Genomic DNA, 12,126 nt, shown 5'->3' on the forward strand with positions numbered 1-12,126 from the left:
CTTTTTATTCAGCAAAAACTTGCCTTTCTTGCTTGGTATAGCAAAATACCGCCCTTGATTGTCACGAACGTGGCGATTCACTACGTAAGCATTGCCAAAACGGATTGGAGCAACCGACCCTTTATGTTGTTGATCATCGATAACTACGATTCTTTTACCTACAACCTTTACCAATACTTCTGCGAGCTTGGTGCAGACGTAAAGGTGGTGCGTAACGATGAAATCGACATCCAAGGCATTGAGGCGCTCAACCCAACTCATTTGGTGATCTCTCCAGGTCCCTGTACCCCTAACGAAGCGGGTATCTCTCTACAAGCTATCGAATACTTTGCTGGTAAGTTACCAATCTTAGGCGTTTGTCTTGGCCATCAGGCGATTGCGCAGGTGTTTGGAGGGGAAGTGGTACGTGCTCGACAAGTGATGCACGGTAAGACCTCACCAATTCGTCACAACGGTCGCAGTGTGTTTAAAAACCTTAATAACCCACTGACGGTAACCCGCTACCACTCTCTGGTGGTGAAAAATGGCACGTTACCTGATGCGTTTGAATTGACCGCTTGGACTGAACTGCCTGACGGAGCCATGGACGAAATCATGGGTTATCAGCATAAAACCCTGCCAATTGACGCGGTACAGTTCCATCCTGAGTCGATTAAGACAGAACAAGGTCACGAGTTGCTTGCGAACTTTCTTGCGCGCAAAGCGATCTGATCGCGATCACCTTTCTTAACAAATTCTTCATGTTTTTCGCCTGAGAATGGGAATGCAAAACTATGCGTTCTGTCTATTTGGTGGCGGCTATTCATTTTTCTCCTTTCTTTCTAAACCTTGCTATACATAACTTTTATAAAAAATCGCTTCTCTATTTACGTTTCTTGGTGCATAAATAATCATAGATAGTGAGTATGGGTGGTTGCGCTCTAAAGCGAAAAGAATAAATCACTATTGAAATGGTTAATTAAATGTAAATACAATGCCGCAATAGCTTAAATGCAAAACATTATTTGCTGGCAAAGAGTGCCGGTTAAATTCGCTTATCTGCTAGGCATGCGGTATCAAGAAGGAATGTGCAATGACAACGGAAAACAAAGTAGAGCGCGGTTTATTCGATGAGGTAATGGTACCTTGCTATAACCCGATGGAAATGATCCCTGTAAAAGGTGAAGGTTCACGCATTTGGGATCAGAACGGAAATGAATACATCGACTTTGCTGGTGGTATTGCGGTGAGCTGTCTTGGTCATTGTCACCCAGTTATGGTGAACGCATTGACTGAGCAAGGTAACAAGCTTTGGCACCTAAGTAATGTTATGACTAACGAGCCAGCATTGCGATTGGCGAAGAAGCTAACAGAAGTCAGCTTTGCTGAGCGCGTGTTCTTCGCTAACTCTGGCGCAGAAGCAAACGAAGCAGCACTAAAGCTAGCTCGTCGTTACGCAGCAGACGTTCATGGTACTGAGAAATCTGAAATCATCGCATTCAAACAAGGTTTCCACGGTCGTACTTTCTTCACGGTAACGGTAGGCGGTCAAGCGGCTTACTCAGACGGTTTCGGCCCTAAGCCAGGCGATGTGACACACCTTCCTTACAACGATATCGAAGCACTACAAGCACACATGTCTGACCGCACTTGTGCGGTAATGATGGAGCCTCTGCAAGGTGAGGGTGGCATCATTCCACCAACACCTGAGTTCGCTCAAGCAGTTCGTGAGCTGTGCGACAAGCACAACGCACTGTTGATCTTCGATGAAGTGCAAACTGGTAACGGTCGTACGGGTCACTTCTACGCATACCAAGGTCTAGGCATCACGCCAGACATCCTAAGCACAGCGAAATCACTGGGTGGTGGTTTCCCTATCGGTGCCATGCTAACGACGGCAAAACTGGCTGAGCACATGAAAGTGGGCACGCACGGTTCAACTTACGGCGGTAACCCACTAGCGTGTGCGGTTGCAGAAGCGGTTGTTGATGAAGTGACAAAACCAGAAGTATTGGCTGGCGTACTAGAGCGTGAAGCCATGTTCCGTGAAGGTCTGGAGAAGATTAACGCGAAATACAACATCTTCTCTGAAGTGCGTGGTAAAGGTCTACTGCTTGGTGCAGCACTGAATGAAGAGTGGCAAGGTCGTGCGCGTGACGTATTGGTTGCTGCAGGTAAACAAGGTCTCATGGTATTGGTTGCGGGTGCCAATGTCGTACGTTTCACACCATCACTCGTTATCACACAACAAGAAATCGAAGAAGGTTTGGCTAAGCTGGATAAAGCGATCGCAACGCTGGTTTAAGCGCGATCTCCGCTTATCGTCAACCTAGACACCCCCATCAAGGATCTCTGATGGGGGTATTGTTCCTACAATATAGTTAGGATCTTCTTGCATCTGGAGGGAGTATTGATGCTAGTAGTTCGCCCTATCGCAATGTCGGATTATGACGCGCTGCACACCTGTGCGGTTGAGTCAGGTCATGGATTTACATCTCTACCGGTTAACGAAGAACTGTTAACCAATCGAATCAAACACTCAGAATACAGTTTTGGCAAACCTGACGTGAAGGAAGCCGGTGATGAAGGCTACCTAATGGTGGGCTTTGAATCTGAAACTGGTGAAGTGGCAGGTACCACAGGTATTGAAGCTTCGATCGGCTGGGATGTGCCTTTTTATTCTTACCACATCAGCAAAGTGGTGCACTCGTCACCAAAGCTTGGCGTAAACAACGTGGTGAAGCTGCTGACGTTTGGTAATAACTACACGGGTAACAGCGAAATCTGTACCTTGTTCCTACGTGAGAAATTCCGTGGTGGCTTGAACGGGCGTCTGATGTCCAAGTGTCGTTTCTTAATGATGGCAGAGCACCCAGAACGTTTCTCGGAAACCATCTTTGCTGAAATGCGTGGCGTATCAGACGAGAACGGTAACTCGCCATTCTGGCAGTGGCTTCAAGAGCATTTCTTCTCAATCGATTTTACGCTTGCGGATTACCTAACTGGTATCGGCAAGAAAGGCTTTATCGCCGACTTGATGCCGAAGTTGCCAATCTACATCAACCTACTGAGCCCAGAAGCGCAAGCTGTGATTGGTAAAGTACACGACAACACACGTCCAGCATTGAAGCTGCTTGAGCGTGAAGGTTTTACCAACCGTGGATACGTCGACATTTTCGATGGTGGTCCAACGGTGGAGTGTGACTTACGTAATATCGAATCGGTACGCCATTCATTCCGCGCGCAAGTCAAAATCTCGGAGCACACCAGCACACAAGACTTCTTGATGTGTAACTCGTCATTCGAGAACTTCCGAGCAGCGGCAGCAAAAGCAGCGTATGACGCAGAAACGCAAAGCGTAGTGCTTGCACCAGAATTGGCGGATGCACTCTTGGTTGAGGAAGGGGATTTTGTTCGCCTTCTTCCGCAGTAACTGACGACAGAATTTAAGGATAGAAACAATGACACATTGGATTGCAGGTGAATGGGTACAAGGTCAGGGTGAAGCATTTACGTCTCTGTCACCTTACAACCAAGAAGTGATCTGGCAAGGTAGCGGCGCAACCGCAGAGCAGGTTAACCAAGCGGTATCTGCGGCGCGTGAAGCGTTTGTTGATTGGAAGAAGCGTCCATTCGCAGAGCGCGAAGCGATCGTGTTGGCTTTTGCAGAGAAAGTAAAAGAGAACAGCGAAAAAATCGCTGAAGTGATTGCCAAAGAAACCGGCAAGCCAATCTGGGAAACACGTACCGAAGCGGCTGCGATGGCAGGTAAAATTGCGATTTCTATTCGTGCTTACCACGACCGTACTGGCGAAGCGACACGTGAAGCCGCAGGCAACCAAATTGTATTGCGTCATCGTCCACTAGGCGTGATGGCAGTGTTTGGTCCCTATAACTTCCCAGGTCACCTGCCAAATGGTCACATCGTGCCAGCACTACTGGCTGGTAACACTGTAGTCTTCAAACCGTCTGAGCAAACGCCATGGGCGGGTGAACTTGCTATGAAGCTGTGGGAAGAGGTCGGTCTACCAAAAGGTGTGATTAACCTAGTCCAAGGCGCGAAAGAAACCGGTATTGCGCTGGCAGATGCGAAAGGCATTGATGGCGTGCTGTTCACTGGCAGTGCAAACACAGGTCATGTTCTGCATCGTCAGTTTGCTGGTCAGCCGGGCAAAATGCTGGCGCTTGAAATGGGTGGCAACAACCCGATGGTTATCTCGGATAACTATGGCGACCTAGACGCAACGGTTTACACCATTATCCAATCTGCCTTCATCAGTGCAGGACAACGCTGTACCTGTGCTCGTCGTCTATACATTCCATTTGGCGACAAGGGTGATGCCGTCATTACTAAGCTGGTGGAAGCGACACTCAATATTCGCGTAGACCAACCATTTGCAGAGCCTGCGCCTTTCATGGGACCGCAAATTTCGGTAGCGGCAGCTAAGTTCATCCTCGATGCTCAAGCGAACTTGCAAGCACTGGGTGGTGAAAGCTTGATCGAAGCGAAAGCGGGCGAAGCGGCGTTTGTTTCTCCAGGCATCATCGATGTGACGAACATTGCTGAGTTGCCAGATGAAGAGTACTTCGGTCCACTTCTGCAAGTGGTGCGCTACGAAGGGCTAGAGAAAGCGGTAGAACTGGCGAACGATACGCGCTTTGGTCTTTCTGCAGGTCTGGTTTCAACCGACGATCAAGAGTGGGAATACTTCGTTGACCACATTCGTGCTGGCATCGTGAACCGTAACCGCCAGCTAACAGGCGCAAGTGGTGATGCACCATTTGGTGGTCCGGGGGCGTCGGGTAACCTACGTCCAAGTGCTTACTACGCAGCAGACTACTGTGCGTACCCAATGGCATCAATGGAAGGACAAGAGACGGTCTTGCCTGCCACATTGAGCCCGGGTGTAAGCCTGTAATAGAGAAATACGAAGCGGTGACAAAGTATCACTGCTTCTCTGCCGGAGCTATTTACCAAGTTAGGATTCTGGTAAGCGCGCTGGCAAACGCCAAAGGCGAGCTTAAGACTCTCCAGAGCGTGTTGACTGACTGGCACTTATGCCACACATACCGTCACAGGTTGATGGCCGCTCGTTCGTGATTCTGGACAGCTTTAGGGCTGTGAACGAGCGGTCAACTTCCTCTTACCCCTAACTCTACATTTCATAACAAGGAGTCGTTATGACGCCCGATGTGTTATTTGAATCGCTATGGCAAGACTACATTCAACGTCTTTGCCCTTCCGCTGCTAAAGTCCATCAACTTCTTCAAGAAGATGAGCCTCTGATTAATGACCATATTGCGCTACGTACGTTTAATGTCGCTCCCCTAGGCATTGAAACGTTAGCGAAGCCATTCCTAGCGGTGGGTTACAAAGCCTGTGGTGACTACGTATTTGAAAGCAAAAAGCTGGTGGCAAAACATTTTGAGCACCCAGATCCGAAACAACCAAAAGTCTTCATCAGTGAATTGAAAGTGGATGAGTGCTCACCAGAGCTGCAAGTCATTGTTCATAAGCTGGTAGAGCAGGTTGATGCTTCTAAACTGACAGGCAGTGACTTTTTGTACGGCGGACGTTTGTGGGACCTCAGTTACGCTGACTTCCAAATCTTGGCGAAAGAGAGTGAATACGCTTCTTGGCTTGCCGCGCACGGTTACGGAGCAAACCACTTCACAGTGAGTGTGAATCAACTCAACCAGCATGAAGAAGTAAAGCAAGTGAACGACCACCTACGTACAGTAGGGTTCACCATCAACGAGAATGGCGGTGAAGTAAAAGGCACGCCAGAGGTGCTACTAGAGCAATCATCGACCATGGCAGACAAAGTGCCAGTGACCTTTACTGAAGGCGTTGAGGTGATTCCTGGAGGCTTCTACGAGTTTGCTAAGCGCTACCCAATGGATAATGGTGAGTTGTACCCAGGATTTGTGGCTGCATCGGCAGATAAGATCTTCGAGAGTACTAACGGGTAGAAAGAATCGAGAACGTGCTACGTACTAGAGATGCGGGAACGCTTCGCTTCGAGAGAGTTTGCATTCTGAAAAGCTGAATGTTTCTGCTTTGAAGGTTGGAGTTTGTTGGGATATCAGAACGGGCTATGACTTGTGGATTCGGAAACGCTTCGTCTTGGGAGAGTTGAAAACTCGAAATCTGAGAGGGCTTAATCCCGAAGGACGAAGTCCGATCCTGAAGCGCAGCGTTCCCGATTCTCGGCTCTTTGTCTTTTCATCTCGAAGGACGAAGTCCGCTCTCGGAATGCAGTGTTCCCGATTCTCGATTCTCGATTCTTTGCTTTCCGTTCCCGATTCCAAAAAACAAAAAAGCCACCAAACTTGCATTTGGTGGCTTTTAAATTTTTTAAACGTTAATCGAGATTAACGAGTCCCGTAAACAACGATAGTTTTACCGTGCGCAGAAATTAGGTTCTGCTCTTCTAGCATCTTCAAGATACGACCTACTGTCTCACGAGAACAGCCAACGATTTGACCGATTTCTTGACGAGTGATCTTGATTTGCATGCCGTCTGGGTGCGTCATCGCATCTGGCTGTTTAGCAAGGTTCAGAAGAGTCTGAGCGATACGACCAGTTACGTCTAGGAACGCTAGGTCACCCACTTTTTGGCTAGTAACTTGTAGACGACGAGCCATCTGCGCAGAAAGGCGCATTAGGATGTCTGGGTTAACTTGGATAAGTTGACGGAATTTTTTGAAAGAAATCTCAGCCACTTCACAAGGAGATTTAGCGCGAACCCAAGCTGTACGCTCTTGGTCTTCTTCGAATAGACCAAGTTCACCAATGAAGTCGCCCTGGTTTAGGTAAGAAAGGATCATTTCCTTACCTTCTTCGTCTTTGATAAGAACCGCAACAGAACCTTTAACGATGTAGTACAAAGTCTCTGCTTTTTCGCCCGCGTGAATTAGCGTGCTTTTTGATGGGTACTTATGAATATGACAGTGTGAAAGAAACCACTCTAATGTTGGGTCGGTTTGAGGTTTACCTAGAACCATAATATCTCACTTCCTCTGCAGGGTACGCTTGCGCTATCCATATTTTAGCTAAGCCTGAATTGGCCTACTAGAATAAGAGCACTTTTTATATGCTGCAAGCTCTCTTGTGTTTCGGTTAGAAATAGTATCCTTTTTCGAAAACGATTTCTTGATTTTAATCGTGCCATGATTGAGATTTTGTAAGCAAAACTGTGCACATGATCACGGTATGAAAAGTAAACACTCCAGTAGGGAGGTTTTTAGCCAATTTTCCCTGTTTCGATGAGTTGTTGCAGAATCGGCCTTACTATGAGCTCCATTGCAAAGCTCATCTTGCCGCCAGGAACCACAATGGTGTTATGGCGAGACATGAATGAGCCATCAATCATCGCCAACAAATACGGGAAGTCGACATTCTTGATACCGCGTAGGCGGATCACCACAAAACTCTCATCCAAACTTGGGATGCCTTTGGCGTTAAGTGGGTTAGAAGTATCGACGGTCGGTACGCGCTGGAAGTTGATATGTGTACGAGAAAATTGCGGGGTAATGTAGTTTAGGTAATCGTCCATCGAGCGCACGATCGAATCCATCACCGCTTCTCTTGAATGACCACGATCGCGCGTGTCACGAACAAACTTTTGAATCCACTCCAAGTTCACAATCGGCACCATGCCAATCAGAAAATCAACGTGTCGCGCCACATTGACATCACCATCTACCACGCCACCGTGTAAACCTTCGTAGAACAGCACATCGCTGTTTTCTGGTAGATCTTGCCAAGGCGTAAAGGTGCCCGGCATTTGGTTGTATGGAACGGCTTCATCAAAAGTGTGCAGATAGCGGCGCACGCTGCCAGTGCCATCTTCACCAAACTTACGGAAGAACTCTTCTAGCCCCGGAAAGTCATTAGCTTGTGGACCAAAGTAGCTGATGTGTTTGCCTTGCTCACGCGCTTTGCGGATTTCGACATCCATCTCTGGACGTGTAAAGCGGTGGAAGCTGTCACCTTCAACCCACGCTGGTTTGACGTTCATCATATTGAACATCTTACGGAAGGCTTCAGAAGTGGTGGTTGTGCCGGCACCGGACGAACCAGTAACCGCAATGATTGGGTGTTTCGCTGACATGACAAACCTTGTCGAAAATTACTTACCTGTAAAGTGCAGCACACGTATGCTGCACGGTCGATAACCCACTATAGCACGTAACAAGCCCTTGTCATCGAGTGGGATACGGTAAAATGTGAAGGGTCTAAAACTTTGCTTTTAGTTGGATATCAACCGTTTCATGAAGCTCAGAAAATACGATGACCGCTTCGCCTTTCTCTAATTGGGATTTGACCTGATCGATTTTACTCTGCAATGAAACTTCGACTGAGCCGTAGTCGGTGCCTTCGCGTAGCACGAACTCGCGGATCAGGTTTTCTAATGTCTCTGGCGCAATGTCTTGCCATGGAATGATCATAAATACCTCAAACTTTTATGATGTTTAGTGCGTGCAGAAGCCTTATGTCTGGCACGCCCAGTAGTTTACTGTGTTCGCGGTACGGATACAGCAGAAAGGTAGTCTGCGGCGATACTTTCGTAATATGAAGGCAAGGCTTCTTCCAACCAGAACTTAGGTTTTAATGCCGTGCCTGTCAGGAAGCCAACGTGACCACCGTGCTCATAAAGTCGGTAATCGATGTTGTCTGGCAACACGAATTTCGGGATCACCTCTTCGGTCATAAACGGATCGTCTTTGGCGTGAATGATCAAGGTTGGTAAGGTGATCTGTTGCAGCTTGCTTAAGCCTGAACACTGGTCGTAATAATCTTGCGCGTCTTTGAAACCATGCAAAGGGGCAGTGATCAGATCGTCGAATTCGTATAAGCGAGTCACGCGTTTGATCGAGTTATACGACAAGGCGAGTTCACCTTGGATTAAGTCGTGTTTTTGCAGCGCATTGCGTTTGAGCGAAGATAGTAGGTAGCGTTTGTAGACTTTGGAGAAGCCTTGCTCAATACGGTTAGCACAGGCTGCCAAATCCAGTGGTGCTGACACAATGGTTGCTGCGCTCAAGATTGGATCATCTTTGTACTGAGCTAAGTAGTTCGCCAACATGTTCCCGCCAAGAGAAATGCCGACCGCGACTTTTGGGTTATTGGGAAACTGCTGATTGAGCTGCTCAAGGAAGAAGCGAGCATCGGTCACTTCGCCAGAATGATAAGCGCGGGCTTTTTTGTTTGGCTTACCGCTGCAACCACGAAAGTGCATCATGACCGACAGCCAACCCGATTTAGAGAAGGCGTTCATCAAGCCGTTCGCATATGGGCTATAGAAGCAGCCTTCCAAGCCATGGAATAGGACGAAGATAGGTTTGTTGCGTGCGGCTTCTGAATCTGGCTGTTGTGACCATGCCAAATCGAGGAAGTCACCATCCGGTGTATCGAGTGTTTGCCAAATAGGCGTAAACAACGCTTTTTTGCGGATAAAGCGCGGCAATAGTGTCTGAAGATGCGGGTTTTTAATCCCGGCGGCTGCGAAAAATTGTGTCATACCTAACTGCTCTTATATGGTCCTTCAATGTTCGCTGAAGAACTTATTAATATAATCCTTTATAGCTTTAGTATAGATATTTTACTGGTTTATGACGGATTTATGGATGGTGAATGTTCGGAACGGGAATTGAGAACGCCTGTTGCAAATGCTCTCCACCCAATTGGCGGCAATATCTCAGCGTCAGTGGGTCACCATCGTTTTTGACTAATTGAAGTGAGTTAACACAGTCAACTAAGTCTGATTGCTGCTGCTTTTCGAGCTGCAATTCGAACTGTAATGCTTCACGATAAAGTGCGTCGTTGACTTGCGCTTTGAGGTGGCGACGAAGTTCGCGGTAAGAGTGGAGTAGGGTTTCGCTTCGACCAAGACAGCCTTGAACTAAATGCCAATCTTGTTCTTGGAAAATCACCTGCTGCTCATCGAGCCATCTGAGCAGCAGTAATAGGTTCACGTTGCCGTGGTAGTTATTTTGCAATGATAAGCACGCTTCCTTCACTTCTCGCACACCATAAAATTGCAGACTGAACTGCCAAAGGTGTTCTAGGGTAAGAGTGTATTCTGCGTGCTCGTTTGTCATTGATTAAACTCTAGCTCCATCTGCTCGAGTGTTTCTTGGGCAGACATCCATTCCATTTCTACTTCTTCAAGATCTGCTTTGCTAGATGCTTGAAGCGCCAACACTTCGTTAAGTTTAGCCTTGTTTTCGGCTTCATACAGCGAGTTATCCGCTAATTGCTCTTCTGCTTTCGCTAGAGCTTCACCTAACTTATCCATTTTGTTTTCTAACTGTGTCAGCGTTTTGCGAATTGGTGCGGTCTGCTTACGAAATTCTGCTTCGCGTCGCTTTTGCTCTTTTTTCGCCGCTGCACTGTTGGCGTTATCTTTAACTGGCTGAGCAGCTTGTGCTTCTTTTCGCTCGGCTTTTTGTTGCTCGGTCAACCACTTGTAGTAATCGCTCAAGTCACCGTCGAATGGTGCTACTTGGCGATCGTGCACAAGGTACAAATCATCTGTGGTTGCACGCAATAGGTAGCGGTCGTGCGAAACAATTACCATCGCACCTTCGAACGTTTGCAGTGCCATGGTTAATGCCTGGCGCATGTCCAAGTCCAAGTGGTTGGTTGGTTCATCGAGTAGCAATAGGTTCGGTTTCTGCCACACAATTAGTGCCAATACCAAACGTGCTTTTTCACCACCAGAAAACGGTGCGACTTTCTCAAGTGCTTTATCACCTTGGAAACCAAAGCTACCTAGGTAATCACGTAGCTGCTGCTCGGTTTGATCCGGTGCGATTTGCATCATGTGCTGCAGCGGTGTTTCTTCTGGGTGCAGTGTTTCTAGTTGGTGCTGAGCGAAGTAACCGATCTTCACGCCTTGCGAGTAAGTCAGATCGCCGCCTTGCGCTTTTAGCTCACCAGACAGCAATTTGATCAAGGTTGATTTACCCGCGCCGTTACGACCAAGTAGACCAATGCGGCTGCCCGGAACAAGGTTAAGGCGGATCTTCTCTAGGATCAGGTTGTCACCGTAGCCTGCTGACACTTCATCCATCATCATGATTGGGTTTGGTAGGGCTGCAGGATCGCGGAACTGGAAACTAAATGGGTTATCGAACTGCGCTGGCAGTACCTTTTCCATACGCTCCAGCGCTTTAATACGGCTTTGTGCTTGGCGCGCTTTTGATGCTTTGTAACGGAAGCGGTCGATGTAGCTTTGCATGTGCGACATCTGTTTCTGTTGCTTCTCGAACATCGCTTGTTGTAGCACCATCTTTTGTGCGCGTTGGTTTTCGAATGACGAGTAGTTACCCGTGTATTCGTTCAACTGCTGGTTCTCGATGTGAATGATGCGACCAACGATAGGGTCCAAGAAGTCACGGTCGTGCGAGATCAGAATCAGCGTGCCAGGGTAGTTTTGTAGCCAACGCTCTAACCACATTACCGCGTCCAAATCCAAGTGGTTGGTTGGTTCGTCGAGTAACAATAGATCAGAACGACACAAGAGCGCTTGAGCCAAGTTAAGACGCATACGCCAACCACCCGAGAACTGAGTCAGGTTCCAACTCATTTGCTCTTGGCTAAAGCCTAGGCCATCAAGCAGTTCGGCAGCGCGAGCGCGAATGCTGTAACCGCCAATGGTTTCAATCTTGCCGTGGATCTCCGCAACTAAGGTGCCGTTGTCTTTCTCTTCTGCAATAGCCAGTTTAGCTTCAAGATCACGGAACTCTCGGTCACCATCAATAACGTATTCAATTGCGCTGCGATCTAGTGCAGGGGTTTCTTGTGCTACCCATGCCAACTCCCAATGCTGCGGCTGACTAAATGAGCCCGCATCAATCGACAATTCGTCTTTCAGTAGTGCGAACAGAGTCGATTTACCACAGCCATTTTTACCAACCAGACCCACTTTGTCGCCTGGGTGAATGGTTGCAGAAGCTTGGTCTAAAAGAGGTTTACCGCCACGCAGTAACTGAATATCAGAGAAGGTAATCATAGAGTTTTAATTCACTTTGCGCAGTGCGCGTTTCTTGGTCGTTGATCTCGCGATGAATAGTAGGGGTATTGGCGGGAAAAGTCGATCTCTGAGCTTTAATTGCATTATGCTATACAAAAAAGTA

General features: G+C 47.7%; 11 protein-coding genes. 5 read left to right on the top strand and 6 right to left on the bottom strand.

Annotation, left to right across the window (positions count from 1 at the left end; all coding sequences use genetic code 11):
- The first annotated feature begins 123 nt into the window (after window positions 1-123).
- From ACLIIY_RS17040 to ACLIIY_RS17060, 5 genes are all read left to right on the top strand, one after another.
- Window positions 124-711 carry an aminodeoxychorismate/anthranilate synthase component II gene (locus tag ACLIIY_RS17040; protein WP_434528562.1) on the top strand — a complete coding sequence of 196 codons (588 nt, stop codon included), beginning with the start codon at window positions 124-126 and terminating at the stop codon, window positions 709-711.
- 361 nt (window positions 712-1,072) lie between these two features.
- Entirely contained in the window at window positions 1,073-2,284 is a 1,212-nt protein-coding gene (locus ACLIIY_RS17045) for an aspartate aminotransferase family protein (RefSeq protein WP_005432766.1), read from the top strand.
- Between the two features lie 108 nt (window positions 2,285-2,392).
- Window positions 2,393-3,412, top strand: coding sequence for an arginine N-succinyltransferase (gene astA, locus ACLIIY_RS17050; protein WP_005438349.1), 1,020 nt, complete (start codon window positions 2,393-2,395; stop codon window positions 3,410-3,412).
- Between the two features lie 28 nt (window positions 3,413-3,440).
- The gene (gene astD, locus ACLIIY_RS17055; protein ID WP_434527940.1) at window positions 3,441-4,898 is read left to right on the top strand and encodes a succinylglutamate-semialdehyde dehydrogenase; all 1,458 of its coding nucleotides are present in this window, start codon (window positions 3,441-3,443) and stop codon (window positions 4,896-4,898) included.
- A 262-nt stretch (window positions 4,899-5,160) separates the two neighbouring features.
- Window positions 5,161-5,952 (top strand): DUF1338 domain-containing protein, encoded by a 792-nt coding sequence (locus ACLIIY_RS17060; protein WP_434527941.1) that lies wholly within the window; start codon window positions 5,161-5,163, stop codon window positions 5,950-5,952.
- 402 nt (window positions 5,953-6,354) lie between these two features.
- On the opposite strand, the gene crp is transcribed toward ACLIIY_RS17060, so the two are convergent.
- The 6 genes from crp to ACLIIY_RS17090 all read right to left on the bottom strand — a co-directional run bounded on the left by crp (window position 6,355) and on the right by ACLIIY_RS17090 (window position 12,002).
- Entirely contained in the window at window positions 6,355-6,987 is a 633-nt protein-coding gene (gene crp, locus ACLIIY_RS17065; RefSeq protein WP_005381432.1) for a cAMP-activated global transcriptional regulator CRP, read from the bottom strand.
- Window positions 6,988-7,226: 239 nt separating this feature from the next.
- The gene (locus tag ACLIIY_RS17070) at window positions 7,227-8,096 is read right to left on the bottom strand and encodes a phosphoribulokinase (RefSeq protein ID WP_005438358.1); all 870 of its coding nucleotides are present in this window, start codon (window positions 8,094-8,096) and stop codon (window positions 7,227-7,229) included.
- A gap of 124 nt (window positions 8,097-8,220) precedes the next feature.
- Complete coding sequence (locus ACLIIY_RS17075; protein ID WP_005432763.1) at window positions 8,221-8,433, bottom strand: YheU family protein; 213 nt, start codon at window positions 8,431-8,433, stop codon at window positions 8,221-8,223.
- A gap of 65 nt (window positions 8,434-8,498) precedes the next feature.
- Window positions 8,499-9,506, bottom strand: a complete 1,008-nt coding sequence (locus tag ACLIIY_RS17080; RefSeq protein ID WP_285379083.1) for a hydrolase — start codon at window positions 9,504-9,506, stop codon at window positions 8,499-8,501.
- Window positions 9,507-9,606: 100 nt separating this feature from the next.
- Entirely contained in the window at window positions 9,607-10,086 is a 480-nt protein-coding gene (locus tag ACLIIY_RS17085) for a TIGR02444 family protein (RefSeq protein WP_009705493.1), read from the bottom strand.
- A complete protein-coding gene (locus ACLIIY_RS17090) occupies window positions 10,083-12,002 on the bottom strand; it encodes an ABC transporter ATP-binding protein (protein ID WP_434527942.1) in 1,920 nt (639 codons plus the stop codon). Before ACLIIY_RS17090 ends, ACLIIY_RS17085 begins: the two co-directional genes overlap by 4 nt.
- Window positions 12,003-12,126: the final 124 nt, after the last annotated feature.

Source organism: Vibrio sp. K4 (assembly GCF_051122595.1).
Lineage (GTDB): Bacteria > Pseudomonadota > Gammaproteobacteria > Enterobacterales > Vibrionaceae > Vibrio > Vibrio owensii.